This is a genomic window from Paludibaculum fermentans, assembly GCF_015277775.1.
GTDB classification, from domain to species: domain Bacteria; phylum Acidobacteriota; class Terriglobia; order Bryobacterales; family Bryobacteraceae; genus Paludibaculum; species Paludibaculum fermentans.
Map to the genome: position 1 here is coordinate 2152182 of NZ_CP063849.1, position 16621 is coordinate 2168802.

The 16621-nt window shown below is 63.8% G+C and carries 15 protein-coding genes; 9 read left to right on the forward strand and 6 right to left on the reverse strand.

The annotated features are described in order from the left end of the window. Positions 1-149: 149 nt before the first annotated feature. Positions 150-1016, forward strand: coding sequence for a GTPase RsgA (gene rsgA, locus IRI77_RS08550; RefSeq protein WP_194451654.1), 867 nt, complete (start codon positions 150-152; stop codon positions 1014-1016). Positions 1017-1031: 15 nt separating this feature from the next. Here rsgA and IRI77_RS08555 read toward each other — a convergent pair whose 3' ends face one another. Continuing rightward, complete coding sequence (locus IRI77_RS08555; RefSeq protein WP_194451655.1) at positions 1032-2735, reverse strand: arylsulfatase; 1704 nt, start codon at positions 2733-2735, stop codon at positions 1032-1034. A gap of 31 nt (positions 2736-2766) precedes the next feature. Between IRI77_RS08555 and IRI77_RS08560 the strand changes: the two genes are divergently transcribed. The 3 genes from IRI77_RS08560 (at position 2767) to IRI77_RS08570 (ending at position 7172) form a co-directional block, all read left to right on the forward strand. Further along, the gene (locus tag IRI77_RS08560) at positions 2767-5226 is read left to right on the forward strand and encodes an ABC transporter permease (RefSeq protein ID WP_194451656.1); all 2460 of its coding nucleotides are present in this window, start codon (positions 2767-2769) and stop codon (positions 5224-5226) included. Positions 5227-5292: 66 nt separating this feature from the next. After that, positions 5293-6312 (forward strand): ROK family protein, encoded by a 1020-nt coding sequence (locus IRI77_RS08565; protein WP_194451657.1) that lies wholly within the window; start codon positions 5293-5295, stop codon positions 6310-6312. A gap of 251 nt (positions 6313-6563) precedes the next feature. Continuing rightward, the gene (locus IRI77_RS08570) at positions 6564-7172 is read left to right on the forward strand and encodes a hypothetical protein (RefSeq protein WP_194451658.1); all 609 of its coding nucleotides are present in this window, start codon (positions 6564-6566) and stop codon (positions 7170-7172) included. A gap of 91 nt (positions 7173-7263) precedes the next feature. Here IRI77_RS08570 and IRI77_RS08575 read toward each other — a convergent pair whose 3' ends face one another. Then, positions 7264-8610: a serine hydrolase domain-containing protein gene (locus IRI77_RS08575; RefSeq protein ID WP_194451659.1), complete on the reverse strand. Its 1347-nt coding sequence runs from the start codon at positions 8608-8610 to the stop codon at positions 7264-7266. A 194-nt stretch (positions 8611-8804) separates the two neighbouring features. Between IRI77_RS08575 and IRI77_RS08580 the strand changes: the two genes are divergently transcribed. Further along, positions 8805-9101: a hypothetical protein gene (locus IRI77_RS08580; protein WP_194451660.1), complete on the forward strand. Its 297-nt coding sequence runs from the start codon at positions 8805-8807 to the stop codon at positions 9099-9101. Positions 9102-9119: 18 nt separating this feature from the next. On the opposite strand, the gene IRI77_RS38475 is transcribed toward IRI77_RS08580, so the two are convergent. Then, the gene (locus IRI77_RS38475; protein ID WP_323745331.1) at positions 9120-10145 is read right to left on the reverse strand and encodes a peptidoglycan-binding domain-containing protein; all 1026 of its coding nucleotides are present in this window, start codon (positions 10143-10145) and stop codon (positions 9120-9122) included. Between the two features lie 93 nt (positions 10146-10238). Further along, a complete protein-coding gene (locus tag IRI77_RS08590) occupies positions 10239-10718 on the reverse strand; it encodes a hypothetical protein (protein ID WP_194451661.1) in 480 nt (159 codons plus the stop codon). A gap of 132 nt (positions 10719-10850) precedes the next feature. Between IRI77_RS08590 and IRI77_RS08595 the strand changes: the two genes are divergently transcribed. Both IRI77_RS08595 and IRI77_RS08600 read left to right on the forward strand, forming a co-directional pair. Continuing rightward, a complete protein-coding gene (locus IRI77_RS08595) occupies positions 10851-12158 on the forward strand; it encodes a Gfo/Idh/MocA family protein (protein WP_228486644.1) in 1308 nt (435 codons plus the stop codon). A 4-nt stretch (positions 12159-12162) separates the two neighbouring features. Continuing rightward, entirely contained in the window at positions 12163-13593 is a 1431-nt protein-coding gene (locus IRI77_RS08600) for a glycoside hydrolase family 140 protein (RefSeq protein WP_228486645.1), read from the forward strand. Between the two features lie 9 nt (positions 13594-13602). Here the strand turns inward: IRI77_RS08600 and IRI77_RS08605 are convergent, their stop codons facing one another. Next, positions 13603-14763, reverse strand: coding sequence for an EF-hand domain-containing protein (locus tag IRI77_RS08605; protein ID WP_194451662.1), 1161 nt, complete (start codon positions 14761-14763; stop codon positions 13603-13605). Next, a complete protein-coding gene (locus IRI77_RS08610; RefSeq protein WP_194451663.1) occupies positions 14763-15116 on the reverse strand; it encodes a PadR family transcriptional regulator in 354 nt (117 codons plus the stop codon). Before IRI77_RS08610 ends, IRI77_RS08605 begins: the two co-directional genes overlap by 1 nt. Positions 15117-15360: 244 nt before the next feature. Between IRI77_RS08610 and hisI the strand changes: the two genes are divergently transcribed. Together hisI and hisG are read left to right on the forward strand one after the other, a co-directional pair. Next, positions 15361-15729: a phosphoribosyl-AMP cyclohydrolase gene (hisI, locus tag IRI77_RS08615; RefSeq protein WP_194451664.1), complete on the forward strand. Its 369-nt coding sequence runs from the start codon at positions 15361-15363 to the stop codon at positions 15727-15729. 22 nt (positions 15730-15751) lie between these two features. Next, positions 15752-16621: an ATP phosphoribosyltransferase gene (gene hisG / locus IRI77_RS08620; RefSeq protein ID WP_194451665.1), complete on the forward strand. Its 870-nt coding sequence runs from the start codon at positions 15752-15754 to the stop codon at positions 16619-16621.

Here is a 16621-nt window from a genome sequence, read left to right on the forward strand (position 1 = left end):
GATTGGGGTACGGATAGTATATCGCCACTCTCAGTGAAATGAGATATTCTGTGACTTGCCTTTGTCGGTCATTGTCCTCTAACTCGAAGCGGCTGAATCCCTCCCCGGATTCCTAACGAAGCCTGCGGTGTCTTTCGAGGACAACTCCATTGCTTTCCACATATGGCTGGTCGCCCGAGCGGGCTGACCAATTCGCAGAGTGGCATCTGCGCGGCTGCGTGCCCGGCCGCGTCCTGCGCCAGGAGTACGGCTCCTGGCTCATCCTGCTAAGTGATACAGAACATTGGGTCCGTCACGCCCGGAAGGGCTTGGCGCCGGTGACCGGCGACTGGACGGCCGTCCGCTCCACGCTCGACTGCGTGGAAGCGATCCTGCCCCGACAAAGCCTGATCGAACGCAAGGCGGCCGGCAAACGGCCCGAACCGCAACCCCTGGCGGCCAATGTCGACTTGGCCTTCATTGTCATGGGGTTAGACCATGACTACAACCTCGCCAGGCTCGAACGCTACCTCATCCTGGTCGAGACCAGCGGAGCCCGGGCCTGCATCGTGCTGAACAAAAGAGACCAGCACCCGGCTCCGGATGCCTGCGTCCACGCCACCCGCGCAGTAGCCCGCGGCGCTGAGGTGGTACGCCTCTCTGCCCTGCAAGACGATGTACCTGCCCTGCTCGGGGGCGTATTGGGGCTGGGTGAGACGGCCGCCCTGCTGGGCTCCTCCGGCGCAGGCAAGAGTACGATCACGAACCAGCTATTGGGTTCGAACGTTCAATTGACCCAAGCGGTGAGAGAGGACGACAGCCACGGCCGGCACACGACCACCCGGCGGGAGCTGCATCTGCTGCCACAAGGTTGGTTGCTGATGGACCTGCCCGGCCTGCGCGAGGTGATGCCCTGGACGGACGAACACGTCGAGGTGCGGTCGTCCAAGCTCAAAGCCGAGCTCGAGGAGCTGCGGGCGAAGCGGGCCATGAGGAAACGCTTCCTGCAGTACCGTGACACAAAAAGCCGGTGGTAGCGGTGCGGTTCACCGTCACTTTGCGGACGGTTTGCCGGTGCGAAGTTCGAGGTAGTGCGCTCCGATGCGGCGGCCGGCGAGCTGGAGGCTTCCCTCTATGTTCGCCGGCCCCTGGGGGAGGACCACTTTCGACAGGACGACCTGTGTCGCTCCGGCCGGCACGGGCACCTCCTGCCGGACCGAGCCGCAGGTGAGGATGGCGGTCGCATCCTGGGTCGTCGGGGGAAAGCGGAGCGTCACTTCGAACGTTGTAGTACTACGTACGTCGATTTCATAGTGACCCAAACCGTCCGCATTCCAGGAGGCCTGCGGTCCCCGCCAATCCTGACGCGAGAGGATCACCGGATTCTCGTGCGGCGTCCCGACAAAGATACGCGGCGGAGCGTAGCCGCGTTCGGCCGAGACGTCGGCGAACCAGGCGTCGTATTGATAGCGGAGCTTGCGGGCGATCGCGGGTTCCGCAGCGGCCAGGTTCTTCGATTCGCCCGGGTCGTTGGGCAGGTCGTAGAGCTCCGGCTCCCGCTTATCGGTGCCGACCAGCTTCCACCTGTCGGTCAGCACCGCGCAGTTGCGGAACGCCTCGGGAGCATCCCCGCGGTGCCATTGGAAGTAGAGCGACCGCTCGACCGGCGGCGCAAGCAGGGACCGGCCGTCGATCTTATGGTCCTTGGGCGGCGGCACTCCGCAGGCGTCGAGCACCGTCGGCAGGAAGTCGATGTGGGCGGCAATGCGCGCGTCCTTCGTACCCGGCTGGATCTTCGCGGGCCAGCGCAGGAAGCTGGGCACCCGGATTCCGCCTTCATAGGGCGTCGTTTTCAGGCCGCGCAGTCCGGCGTTGAACCGCGGCTGCTGGGGCCCGTTGTCGGTCATGAACCAGAGCAGCGTGTTCTGCTCCAGGTTCAGCCGGCGCAGGTGCTCCATCAGGCGGCCGATGTTCGAGTCCAGATTCGCGACCATGCCATAGATCCGGGCCGTCGTGTCGTCGAGGCCTGCTTTGCGGTAGGGCTCCGCCCACTCCTCCTTGATCTCAAGCGGGGTGTGCGGAGCGTTTGTGGAGATATAGGTAAAGAATGGCTTTCGCCGGTTCTTCTCAATGAACTGCAGCGCCTCGTCGAAGAAGATGTCGGAGCAGTAACCCTTGCGGATGGCGCGCCGGCCGTTGAGTTCCAGCGGCGGATCGAAGTAGCCGGTGTTGGGTGGCGAGGCGGGCTGGGCCAAGCCGCCGCCGCGCAGGGTGAGGGCGGTCTGGAAGCCCTGATCCATCGCGCGCAAGGGGTAGTTGTCGCCCAGGTGCCACTTGCCGAACAGGCCAGTCTGGTAGCCGGCCGCCGCCAGCGACTCAGCCACGGTGACTTCACTGGAGTGCATCATCGAGCGGCCGAGGTAGGTATCCACCACTCCGGTGCGGTAGTTGTAGCGGCCGGTCATGAGGCACGACCGCGTGGGCGAGCAGACCGGCATGACGTGAAACCGGGTGAACTGGACGCCCTGCTGCGCGATGGCGTCCATATTCGGCGTGCGCAGGTTCGGGTTGCCGTGCAGCGAGACGTCGCCGTAGCCCTGATCGTCGGTCAGGATGAAAATGACGTTCGGACGGGCAGGCGCGGCCTTGAGGACAGCCGGGGCGAAGGCGGAAGCGAGGGCGGCACGGCGGGTGAGCATTTTCGACAACGATACCACCGGGACGAGGCGGGTGTAGATATCCGCATTGTTTCGCATACTAACGACTTCCTGATACGTCTAAGCCGGAATGGAGAAGCTGATCAAAGACGTTCGCCATGCCCTGCGCATGCTGGCCCGCAGTCCTGGCTTCACGGCGGTGGCAGTGGCCGCGCTGGCCTTGGGGATTGGCGCGAATACCGCGATCTTCTCCGTGGTCAATGGGATCCTGCTGCAGCCGCTGCCCTACAGCGAACCCGACCGCATGGTGCGCCTGGCGATGAAGTTTCCGGACGGGAACGGCTACTCCATCTCCATCCCGAAGTACGTCACGTGGAAGGCCAACACGCCCGGCTTGGGCTCCATCTGCGCGTACAACAACACCGGCCCGGGGCTGAACCTGACGGGCGGCAGTACGCCTGAACAGGTGAAGGGGATTCACGTCTCGGCCGGCTATTTCCAGGTTTTCGATGCCGCTCCCGCGCTGGGCCGGGTCTTCTCGGCTGAGGAAGACCGGCCCAATGGGCCGATGCTGGCCGTGCTGAGCCACGGCCTCTGGCAACGGCGCTTTGGCGGCGACCCGTCGGTGATTGGACGCGTGCTCGTCATGAATGGCGAGGCCTACTCGGTGATCGGCGTGCTGCGCCCCTCGTTCCGAGCCTATCCTCCCGCCGAAATCTTCCTGCCGCTGCAGGCGGATCCGAACTCCACAAACCAGGGCCACTACCTTTCCGTGGCGGGCCGGCTCAAGCCGGGTGTGCAGATTGAGGCGGTGCAGGCCCAGATGGCGGCGGCGGCGGAGCGGTTTCGGGCCACGTTCCCGAAGTCGATCGGCAAACAGGAGTCAGCCACGGCCGAACCGCTGGGCGAGGCGATGGTGGGCGACGTGAAGAAGCCGCTGCTGATCCTGCTGGGGGCGGTGGCGCTGGTGCTGCTGATTGCGTGCGCGAATGTGGCCAATCTGCTGCTGGCGCGAGCGACGCACCGGTCCAGGGAGGTGGCGATCCGGGTGGCGCTGGGCGCGGGCCGCTGGCGCATCATCCAGCAACTGCTGACGGAGAGCATCCTGCTGGCCCTGATGGGCGGGGGAGCCGGGTTTGTACTCGGGGCGTGGGGGGTGCGCGGGCTGATCGCGTTGAGCCCAACCGGCCTGCCGAGAGCCGAGGAGTTCGCGCAGTCCACCGTACTGGACTGGCGGGTCCTGTTATTTTCGCTGGTGGTGGCCATGGGTACGGGCATCCTGTTTGGACTGTTCCCTGCCCTGCAGATCTCGCGGACCGACGTGCACGGAACCTTGAAGGAGGCTTCGTCGCGTGCGGGCACCGGCCGCCGGCACTGGGCCCGGAACACGCTGGTGGTGACCGAGATCGCGCTGGCGCTGATCCTGCTGGTGGGCGCGGCGCTGCTGATCCGGACCTTCACGGGGTTGAGGCAGGTGCAGGCCGGGTTCAATCCGCATCAGGTGCTGGCGTTCGAAACATCGCTTTCGGGTTCAAAGTACAAACAGACGGCCCAGGTGGAGCAGTTATCCCGGGAGGTGGTGCGGCGGCTGCATACGGTGCCGGGCGTGACGTCGGCGGCGATTGTGCCGTTCCTGCCGTTGGAAGGCGGCTTCGGCCTGGGCTTCACGGTTGTGGGGCGGCCGCTGGAAGGCGGGGCGGAGTCGACTGGCGGGGCCACCTGGATGTACGTGTCGGATGAGTATTTCAAAGCCCTGGAGATCCCGGTAGTGCAGGGGCGCGCGTTTACTGAGCGGGATACGAAGCTATCGACGCCTGTAGTGGTGGTCAACGAAGCCTTCTCGAAGCGGTTTTGGAAGAAAGGCAGCCCGATGGGCGAGCGGATCGACATCGGCCGGGGCATGGGGCCGGATTTCGCTGAAGAGCCTCGCGAGATTGTGGGCATCGTCGGGGATGTGAAGGAGCGCGGACTGGGCAGTGACGCTCCGCCGGTGATGTACATCCCGCTCTCGCAGTTGAAGGACAGCTTCATGGCGCTGAACAACTCGATGGCGCCGCTGAGTTGGGTAGTGAAGACGTCGGTGAATCCGCTGACGGTGAGCGCGGCCGTGCGGCAGCAGGTGTTGGAGGCCGACAGCGGCGTGGCGGTGGCGCATGTGCGGGCGATGACCGATGTAGTGGGCGAATCGACGGCTCGGGAAGACTTCAATATGACCCTGCTGACGCTGTTCGCGGCGATTGCGCTGCTGCTGGCGGCCATCGGGGTGTATGGCATGTTGTCTTACTCGGTGCAGCAGCGGGCGCAGGAGATCGGCATCCGCATGGCGTTGGGCGCGCGCGGGGCGGATGTGTTGAAGATGATTGTGCGGCAGGGCATGTTGCTGGCCGGGCTGGGTGTGGTGATCGGCCTGGTGGGTGCATTTGGGTTGTCGCGCCTGCTGGCGTCGCTGCTGTATGGGGTGAAGCCGCAGGATCCGCTGACGTTCGCCGTGGTGGCGGGTGTGCTGCTGCTGGTCTCGCTGGTGGCCTGCTGGATTCCGGCCTGGCGGGCGATGAAGGTGGATCCGGTGATCGCGCTGCGGTATGAATGAGACCCCTGAGTCCTGCTACTGTGTAGAATTCGGGTACTGATTTCATTTCAAACCGAGGTAGCAGCGATGCAGGTAGTAGCAGGCGTGGACCTTGGCGGCACGGCCGTCAATTACACTCTGATTAACGCGGAAGAGCAGTTTTTGATCGACGGGTTGCAGGAGCATCCGGCGCGATCGAAAGAGGGTCCGGAGATCTGCCTGCAGCAGATCGTGGACGGGCTGCATATCGCGGTGGAGAAGCTGGGCCTGACGATGGACAACGTCGCCGTGGTGGGCCTGGACACGCCGGGTCCGGCGAGCGCGTCGGGCGTGCTGAGCGCGGAAGGCTCGACGAACTTCGTCCACGCGAACTGGGCGTCGTATGACATCCGCGAGAATCTGGCACTGAAGCTCGGCAAGCCGGTGTCTTACCTGAACGACGGCAACGCGGGCGCGCTGTGGGGCCATTTCTCCCTGTTTGGCGGGAGTTCGGGGTCGACGTCGATCTCGGCGATTGTCGGGACGGGCCTGGGCGGCGGCGTCATCATCGAAGACAACGTGGTGAAGGGCCGCAAGGGGTTCGGCGGCGAACTGGGCCACGTACTGATCCCTTACCAGAGCATTCGCGGGATTGAAGGCATTGTGCCGCAGTGCAATTGCGGACGCGTCGGCGATCTGGAAGCGCTCTGCTCGCTGACGGCGATTGAGAAGACGTTCCTGCCGTATTTCTTCCAGAAGTTCCCGGGTCATGACCTGGAAAAGCTGGGCGATATTCACAAGGCGGCGAAGGCGGTGCGCGGGCTGGCCGAGAAGGGCGACCCGATGTGCAAGGAGATCTTCCGGGTCCAGGCCCATGCGCTGGGCGTATTCTTTGACGAGATGGTGAATACGTTCGATCCGGATGCGCTGATTGTGGGCGGCGGAGCCATTGAGACTTCGGTCGAGTTCCAGCAGTGGTTCATCTCAGAGATCCGCGCCGGCATGCCGGAACAGCGCGCTGAGCAGGCGGATATCCCGATCCATATCATGCCGAATGGGGATACGGCCGGAGCCCGCGGGGCCGCCGTCGAAGCGTTAAAGATTGCGCGGCAGGGTGGACTGATTTAGTCTTTCACCAATTTGAATGACGGCGCGGCGGCGGGATGACTCGCTTCCGTGCCGTTTGTGTTTTCAGGAGACGGCGGAGGGACTTGGCCTGGGACGACGCCTGGTTTCGTAGCGAAAACCGCGCTTGCCATACTCTTTTATACAATTACAGACGCGTTCACCAATTTTGTTACATCTCGTATTTATTTCGTGAATATTCGATGGAACACTACAGGATTCGGGACGGTAATCCGATTTCTTGGGGTGTCGCTATGTCCTACATCGAATACGTAACTTCCGGCGATCCTGCGAATGATGTCCTGCCCGAGCTGGCGCGGACCAACCAGTTCAGCATGGAGGATCTGCAGCAGAACCGGGCCGGACGAATCAGTGATGCGCAGTGGATGCGGCTGCTGTTCCGCTCGCTGCGGCCGGTGCGCTACACCGGCGGAGCCCTGCTGGGCTGGCTGTTCTGCTGCTTTATCGTGAAGGCCCTCGTGCCGGATATTATCTTGACGATTGCGTCCTATGTGGGCGCAAAGGGCATCGGTATTATTTTCGGAGGCGCGACACTGGCCTGTGTCGGCGCATTTCTGGTGTCGCTGTTCAGCAGTGCGCGGACCATGTCCCTGCTCGTGTTCGACCTCCGGGACGGGAAGGCGGTCTGCCTGGAAGGGCGCGTCAGGCACAGCCGTGAGGAGGAAGAGGGCTTGGGAATGGCGCGCTTTCACGGCGAAAACCATACGAAGCATTGCTATGTCGTCAAGGATGATTACTTCGAAGTGGACGAGGATGCGTTTAAGGCGTTGCCGGACGGGCTGGTGGCGCGGGTGTATCACACGCCTCGGAGTAAGTTGCTGCTTTCGATTGAGCCGAGGTAAACGGGTTGGCTGCTCGCCTGACGGCTGGGGGGCTTTCGGGGGCTCCACCGCTTACGGACGTGCGCGGCTCAATAGGCTGGGCGGCGTGGGGTTACTCGAGGGCGGCCAGGATCGACGGCAGATAGCGATTGGGATCCCAAGTGGCTCCGGTGCGGGTGAGGCCCATGCGGACCATCACCAGATGATAAGTCGGCACGATGATTACCAGTTGCCCTTCATAGCCCTGGAACGAGTAAGTGTCGTCCGGCAGGAGCGGCCACTGGCGTTCATTCTCTGAGCCGCGGTTCAGCCAGACGTGGGCTCCATAGCTGCCGTGGGGCGCGGCCGGGGCGGGGGTTGTCGCAAATCGGGTCCAGCCCTCCGGCAGCAGCCGGCGGCCCTGCACCATTCCATCGTCCAGGAACAACTGGCCCAGGCGAGCCCAGTCGCGGGCGGTGGCGTAGGCGAACGAAGAGCCGACGAAGGTGCCGCTGGGGTCGACTTCCAGCATCATGTGGCGGGCGCCGATGGGATCGAACAGCGCCTGCCTCGGAAAGTTCCAATAAGCCTGCAGGTCACCGTGGAAGGTGTCCCGGAGCAGACGCGACAGGATATTGGTGGTCCCGCTCGAGTATTGCCACTGCGTGCCGGGCGCGGCCTCCAGCGGCATGTCAGCGGCGTAGGCTCCGGCGTCCGGCTGGCGGAAGAGCATGTTGAGGGCGTCGGCGGGCAGGGCGGTCCGGGTTTCGCGGAAAGCAAGCCCGCTGGACATGCGGAGGAGTTGCTCGGGCGTGATGGCGTGGCGCGGGTCGGAGGCGCTGGCCCATTCCGGGACCGCGGCGGGCCGGCGGATATCCAAGGCTCCGTTGGCTGTTCGCAGGGCGAGCAGGGCGTTGGTGATGCTCTTGGCCATCGACCAGGAGAGCAGCGGCATGTCGCGGTGGAAACCGGGGGCGTACCGCTCGGCTATGAACTGTCCGTCGCGCATGACAACGACCGCGCGGGTGCGCAGGGCGTGAGCGCCGCCCGGTTCCTCGAAGGCCATCTGGAGAATGCCGTCGATGTTACTGGGCGGGAGAGGGGTCTCCGGCTGCGGCGGCGGCGCGGGTTCAGGCAGAGGCTGGGCGCGTAGTGCGGCTTCGGTGACTCCGTTGAGCAGCGTGCAGCTGAGTCCGGGACGATGGATGGCGCGGCGGGTCCAGAGTCCCAGCAGCGAGACGGAAGCGGAGGCTGTTTCGACAGAGAAGCGCTGCAGCGGGGCGAGCGGGTTGTCCGGGCGGAGGTCCTGCTCGATCACAGCCTGGGGCGTGCGGCGCGAGAGGAAGACATCGGAACAGAGCGTTTTGGCGGCGACGGCGTTAGCGGTGGAAGCGACGGAATGAGCGACGAAGCCAAGGGCCGCAAGGGTGAGAACGAGGGCGGCGAGCAGTGCGTAGCGAAGTGTAGGCCGGCTAGGCATGAGCTTCCAGGACCGATGACAGCATTGAAGTCAGGTTAGCATCGGGGCGTGCCACGGCTCTGCCGGGCAGCGATGCTGAATATGCAAGCCGGAACCGAGAACCAAAGTTGGGACTAAGTACCAGTACCCGTTACCCCGCCTGCTCCATTCCGGACTATCAGGTAGACGGCATATCCTCAAACAGGGTAATTGCAATGTCTGAGAAACGTGAAAAACAACGCCGGACTTCAATAGGCAAGGTTCGATTGGCCTGGGTGGACAATGGCGGCGCCTACTATCAGGAGAAGCCCAATCTGCTGAATTGCTCCGATTCGGGGATTTGCGTCATGCTGACCCGGCGGATCGCGCCGCAGACGTTGGTGGGTGTGCACTCAGAAGATCACGGACATATCGCAAACGCGGTGGTGCGGCACGTCACCCAGCACGGGCTGCGCTTCCGGATTGGCTTGGAATTTCCCTCAGAAGTAGCGGGCGGCCTCAGCAAACTCTAGTTGTTGGGCCTGCCGGCACTAGTGTTTCAGCAGGGAGGCCCAGGTTTTAGGTCCGACAATGCCGTCCTGAGTCAGGCCGCGGACGCGTTGAAAGTTCATGACGGCCTCTTCGGTTTTGGGTCCGAACTTACCATCGACGACGAGGTGCGCCCCGGCCGCATTCAAATGCTGCTGGAGTTGAACGACGTCGGTGCCGGCCGCACCGTAATCCAGCACAGCCATGACGGAGCGCCCCGAGCCGAAGCCCGAACCGCTGCCGGACCGGCCGGGAATCGCCGTGGATTGCGGCGGGATGGCGTCTCCGACGAGATGGCGTCCTATTTCCAGTGCGACGTGGACGTGATCGGTATGTCCGCCGATGCGTTTGGGGTCCACAGGACGTCCGTCCTGCAGCCAGATATTCAGCGGCGCGAAGAAGAGTTCAAAGATGGGACCGCGCGGGCGGCGGGCGATGGGCAGCAGGACCTGGGCGACTTTCGGGGCGTCTGAGTCACCCACGCCGTAGTCGCGGGCGAGGCCGCGGTAATGGTACGACCCCGGCTCGTGCTTGCCGCCGTTGGTTTGTTCCTGTGTAGGCGGCCCAATGCGAACGGAGCGCCGGTGGAGGAACTCGTCGATCTCCTGCCAGGGTTGGGTGAAGGTCTTTGGCGCGCGGCGGGTGGTCTTGTGCGTAATCTTGTGCGCGGCGGCGGGTCCGGCCTGATTCTTCGGCATGTGGCGGCCCGGTACGAGCGCCGCGTGGCAGTGATCCATGTGCCCGCCGATGCTGCCGCCGGGTACGCGATTGCCGTTGACGTACCAGATGTTGAGCGGCCCAAAGAAGAGCTCCGCCAGCGGTGAATGGCGCATGCGCGCGATGGGATGCAGGCAGCGGGCGACAGCGGCGGCATCGCTGTCGTAGAGGCCGTAGTCGCGAGCGGTACCGACGTAGTGGTAAGAGTTCGTGGCGTGGCCGCCACCAGTGGTTTGCCCCGTCGTGGGCGGACCGATGCGCACACCGTGGGCGCGCAGATAGTCGTCGATCTCCTTCCAGGCATCAGACATGATTCCCCCTTGTTCCCCCAGGCGGCACAATGGCCGCGCCCTGCCCCATTCACGCCGGCCGTTCCGAGACTGGTCCAGCCGTCCCCAGATTCACTAGTCGCCGTTCAGGAAACTGACGAAACGCCAGCTTCCATCCGGCTGCTGTTCAAACGCCGCGCGCCACTGACGGTAGCCATCCTTCGCCGCTTCCGGCGGAGCGAGTTTGACCTTACCCTTTAAGCCCCACTGCGGCGGCGGCGTGTAGTCGACGATATCCTTGGCCGCGATCTCCTGCAAGGCATCCCAGCCTTTGATTTCAGAACGCCCCCAAAACTGGAAAGCGTTATCCGGGGTGGGTGTTCCATCACCGAATGTGTATTCAAATTTCCCAGACATCAGCGGGCGCAGGCGGACCGGGTCGCGCGCATTGACGGCTTTCCGGAATTCCGCTTGAAATGACTCCCAGGAAGCCGGGGCCGCGGCTGTCTGCCCGGCCGGTTTACCGGGCGCCTGGGGCGCCGTGGAGCAGGCGGAGAGAAAGACAGCCAGCATCAGGCCGCAGATCGAGGGCTTCATGATGAGGGAGAATAGCACGACTCGGCGCGAGCCCCAAGGATTTTACGTAAACCCGCACAGGTGCGACGGGGGTTGTGTTGCCGTGGATACACAGGTTGCACTAGGCTGGGCTAAAGCACGCCGAAGCGCGGCAATACCAAGGAGATAGAGATGCCAGACGAAACACAAATCACAGGTGCGACCCGGCGGGAATTCGTGGCCACGGCGGCGGGTGTGGGCCTCGGCTTGACAGCCCTGCAATACAAGGCGATGGCGGCTCCAGGCGCCAGTGACAAGATCCGTGTGGGCTTCATCGGATTGGGCGGCCAGGGCACAGGGCGGCTGAACGAATTCCTCAAGCATCCGGACGTGGAGGCGGTGGCCGTCTGCGACGTCGACCAGAAGCATGTGGAGCGGGCGGCGGGCATCGTGGAGAAGGCGCGCGGTGTGAAGCCGGAGATCTTCCACGACTACCGGAAGCTGCTGGAGCGCAAAGACATCGACGCCGTGATGGTGGGCACGCCGGATCACTGGCATGCGCTGCCGACCGTGCAGGCGTGCCAGGCCGGCAAAGACGTCTTCGTGGAAAAGCCGCTGTGCTACTCCATCGGCGAAGGCCGCGCCATGGCCAATGCGGCCCAAAAACATTCGCGTGTGACGCAGATGGGCAATCACATTCACAACGACCTGCCGAACTACCGGCGCGTGGTGGAGATGGTGCAGTCCGGCAAGTTGGGCAAGATCAATCGCGTCTACTGCGCCATGGCGAGCGGCGAAAAGTCGCTGGGCAAGCCGGCCGACACGGCTCCGCCACCCGAGCTCGACTACGATTTCTGGCAAGGACCGGCGCCGAAGCGGCCGTATAATCCGAACCGCTCCCATTTCACCTACCGGTATTTCTGGGATTATTCCAGCGGCTATTTCATCGACTTCTGGTGCCACTACGCGGACGTGGCGTACTGGGCGCTGGACCTGAAGGCTCCGAAGAATGTCTCGGCGGCCGGCGGACGCTGGCTGGTGGACGACAACGCGGAGACGCCGGATACGCTGGAAGTTCTCTATGAATACCCGGAGCTCGTGCTTTCCTGGACATTGCATCCCAAGGGGCGGCCCGGCTACGAGCACATGGGCAGTTGCGTGATCTTCGAGGGCACGGAAGCGACGCTTGTCACGAATTACAACCGGAATGAGATCTGGGCGAAGGGGAAACTGGCTCCGGATTTTCCACGGCCCGAGCCGAGTATCCCGAATTCTCCGGGCCATATCCGGGAGTTCCTGGATGCCGTCAAGTCGCGCAAACCCACCACCTGCAACATCGACTACGGTTACCGGCTGACGAAGGGTGGGCTGCTGGGTGTGATCGCGTTCCGTACCGGCGAGCGCATCTACTGGGACGATCAGAAGGAGAAGATCATCGGCAAATCGAAGGGGCATGACCTGGTCTCGCGGAAGTACCGCAAGCCCTGGAAGTTGAGCTAGACCCATGCGAGCCGCGGTATGGGCTCCGATCGTATTGATGGCCGGACTGGCGGGCGGGTTGGTTGGACAGCCCGCCGCTCCGTTCTCCCACGGGCCGTTGATGGTTTCCCAGAATCACCGGTTTCTGCAGCATAAAGATGGCACCCCGTTCTTCTGGCTGGGCGACACGGGCTGGCTGCTGTGCCAGCAGTTGACTCGCGAAGAGGCGGAGAAGTATCTGGCCGACCGGAAGGCGAAGGGCTTTACGGTGATCCAGGTGATGCTGCTGCATACGGCGGCGGACCGCAACGCGTACGGGGCTCCGGCGCTGGTGGAGCGGGATCCGGGCAGACCGGCCGAGAAGCCGGGCCATGCGCAGGCGGGCTACGACTACTGGGATCACGTGGACTGGGTGCTGGCCGCGGCGGCACGCCACGGCCTGTATGTGGCGATGGTGCCGGCCTGGGGCACCCTGGTGAAGAAGCGCGAGTTGAACGACCAGAACGTGGCGGCGTATGCGGGCTGGCTGGCCGCGCGTTATAAGGACCGCCCGAATGTTATCTGGATGACAGGCGGCGACATCCAGGGCGATGTCCATCACGAGGTCTGGCGCAGGATGGGCCAAGCCCTGCGCCATGGCGATCCGCATCACCTGATCACGTTCCATCCGTTCGGGCGGACGCGGTCGGCGACATGGTTCCACAACGACCCGTGGCTGGACTTCAATATGTTCCAGTCGGGCCACCAGAGCTACGAGCAGGACACAGAAGGCCCCGATCCCAAGGGTGAAGACAACTGGCGGTATGTCGCCGAGGACTACGCGCTGACGCCGGTGAAGCCGACCATCGACGGCGAACCTTCGTACGAGCAGATCCCACGCGGCCTGCACGACAAGGCGCAGCCCCGCTGGAACGAGAACGATTGCCGGCGGTATGCCTACTGGTCGGTGTTCGCGGGCGCGTTCGGGCATACCTACGGCGACAACTCCGTCATGCAGATGTTCAAGCCGGAGGACAAGGATCCGTCGTTCACGCCGAAGAAGCCGTGGTACGAGGCGCTTGACGATCCAGGCGCGAGGCAGATGCAGTACCTGGCGAAGCTCGTGCGTTCGAGGCCGTTTTTCGAGCGCGTGCCGGACCAGAGTGTCGTAGCGGGCGAGAACGGGGCACGCTATGAGCGGGTGGCCGTCACTCGCGGCAAGGCCTACCTGTTCGCGTACACCTACACCGGCCGGCCCTTCGAGTTGAATCTCGGAGTGCTGCCGGGCGAGAAACTCATGGGCTGGTGGTACAGCCCGCGGGACGGCAAGTCGAAGTCGATTGGACTGCTGAAGAATGAGGGAGTGAAGAGGTTCACGCCGCCCGGCACGCCGGCCGAGGGGAACGACTGGGTACTGGTGCTGGATTCCGTACAGCAGGGCTTCCCTGCCCCGGGCACGGTGCTGAGCGGCGACTGAGCGAGGGGTTCAGCGCATCTTCGTGGTGACGATGGGAGCCAGCGGCCACTCGTCCATGGTGATACGGCCGTCGTGGTTCCTGTCGAGTTTTCGCAGGACGGCGGGCGCATTGCGCATCTCGTCTGAGGAGATTTCGCCGTCGTGATTGGTGTCCAGGGCCTGGAGCAGCGGGTGCAGGCGGACCAGCGCTGCTTCAGAATCCGACGCTTCCGCACTTTGCACGATATCCAGCGTGTAGGAGCCCTCGCCGCGTTGCCGGAGAATGCCGTATTCGGCTGCGGTACGCGTGGGGTAGAGGGAGCGCTCGGCGCGGGTCTGCGAAGCTGGAGCCCCAGGACTGGCCGGTGCCAGGGCCGCTTGCTCGCCTGCGGGCGGCGGAGCTGTGGAAGCGCGAACCGGCGCGAAATAGTCGTCCGCGGTCAGGCGGCCATCGCCGTTGCGATCCATGGCGTGCAGCGCGGCTCCGGCGTCCGCGATCTCCTCGGCTGAGACGACCCCGTCGTGATTGGTGTCAAAGGTCCGTGGGGACAGCGCCAGATACACGATGGAGCCTCCTGTCCGGGCCGCGGCCTGGGCCGGTGGCGGAGCGGGGGTCCAGGTCGCCGCAGTGGCTTCGCGCGGAGCCGGTGGGCGCGGCTTGGAGAACGCGTTCTCATAGAAACGCAGGATGCGTACCCAGACGGAGTCGGTCCCCACGTCGCTATGGTTCGAGGAGCGGCCGCCGCTGGCGCCGCCCCCAAACGCGATGGCCGATTGGCCGCCTTCCACACCAAAACCGGCGGAGCCCGCCACGGCGCGATTCGAGCCGGAGAATGTGGTATTCCAAGGTCGGCGGCCCTGCCCGTGCCCTAACGCGAAGCCCACCAGCGCAAACGCGGCCAGAGCCACGAGTCCGCCATTGAACAACGCGCTCTTGGGTGGCATCGACTGATCGGCGCAGTAGAAGACCGGCACTCCGTCGCTGGAGGCCAGCGGCGCGGACTGCGGCTCGGGTTCGTTCTCGCGCAGCAGCCACTGGCGGCCGAGCGAGACGCAGGCGTCGCTGAAGAGCGGCCAAGGCCGGCCGGAGCGGGCCGTTTCGTCGTAGATCGAGAGCATCTCATCGCCATAGCGCGTGCGGAACGTGCCGGGATGGAGACGCAGTATTTGAACATAGAGAGACCGCAGCATCACGCCCTCCCGAATTTCGTGCGCGCCAGGCGGAGCTTGGCCGCGTGCACGATCGCTTCCATCCGTTCCACCTCGGCGCTGAGCACTCCGCGGCCCAGCGAGCCCAGACGATAGTACCGGCGGCGCGGGTCGTCGTCGCCTTCGCGGGCTCCGGCCTCTTCGACGAGACCCTGCGTGGTGAGCCGCTGGAGATTGTCGTAGAGCGTACCGGGGCCAAGCTTGTACTGGCCATTCGACTGCCGCGCCACCTCCTGCATGATGGCGTATCCGTGCAGTTCGCCCGCGCTCAGCGCAAGCAGGATGTGCAGCGACGCCGGAAGCAGCGGCAGGAACTTCGTGGGATCCGGTTTCATGGCTCGGCTTCCGTTATATCGGAATCCGAGTGAGATGACAAGCAGTTTAATGCGGAAGCTGGAAAGAATGCGTTATACTGGCATTTCATGCAGTCAGCTCGGAACATCGCCCGGCATCATCACCATCATCATGGGGTGGGCGGGCGTTCTTTGTCCTGAGCGAGGCAGCGCAGGAAAAGATTCAGAGCCCGCCCGGTCCGGCCAGGACCAGGCGGGCTTTTCGTTTGCTGGAGTAATCGACACTATGGATCTCGACTTCAATAAGACCGGCGGCATGATTCCCGCCGTTGTCCAGGATGTGACCACGGGCCGTGTACTCATGGTCGGTTTCATGAACGAGGAAGCGTTTCAGAAGACCGTGGCCACGGGGCTGACGACCTTCTATAGCCGCAGCCGCAACAAGCTCTGGACCAAGGGCGAATCGTCGGGCCACACGCTGGTGGTGAAGTCGATCCAGACCGATTGCGACAAGGATTGCGTGCTGGTGCAGGTGGAGGCGCAGGGACCGGGCGTCTGTCACGAAGGCTACCAGTCGTGCTTCTTCCGGACCCTGGAAGAGGGCGAGTGGAAGATCACCGAAGCACAGACCTACGATCCGAAAGCCGTTTATTAACGCCAGGAAAGCGCACACACCCATGAAACTCAAACTCGGCATCCCCAAGGGCTCACTGGAACAGGCCACCGTGGATCTGTTCCGCCGCGCCGGATTCAATATCACCACCTCGTCCCGCTCCTACTTCCCGTCGATCGACGATCCGGAAGTGGAGTGCATGTTGATCCGCGCGCAGGAGATGGCCCGCTACGTCGAAGACGGCGTGCTGGACGCCGGCCTCACCGGACGCGACTGGGTGATTGAGAACGACTCGGAAGTGGAAACCGTAGCCGACCTCATCTACGCCAAGCAGAGCTTTGGCAAGGTGCGCTGGGTGCTGGCCGTGCCGGAAGCCTCTCCGGTGAAGACCGTGAAGGACCTGGAAGGCAAGATCATCGCGACCGAACTGGTGGGCGCGACGAAGCGTTACCTGGCCGCCAACGGCGTGACCGCCAAGGTGGAGTTCAGCTGGGGCGCGACCGAAGTAAAGCCTCCGGAACTGGCCGACGCCATCGTGGAAGTGACCGAGACCGGCAGTTCGCTGCGCGCGAACAAGCTGCGCATCGTCGAGACGGTGATGGAATCGAACACCCAGTTGGTCGCCAACAAGTCAGCGTGGGCGGATGCCTGGAAGCGGCAGAAGCTGGAAGACATGCGGATGCTGCTGCAGGGCGCCATCAACGCGCTGGGCAAAGTGGGGCTGATGCTGAACGTCAATAAGGAGAATCTGGAGGCGGTGCTGGGTGTGCTGCCGGCCCTGAAGAATCCGACGATCAGCCCGTTGAGTGACGGCCAGTGGTTTGCCGTGAACACGATTCTCGATGAGTCGACCGTGCGCACCATCATCCCGCGGCTCAAGCAGGCGGGCGCGGAAGGCATCGTCGAGTATCCGTTGAACAAGATCATTCTGTAG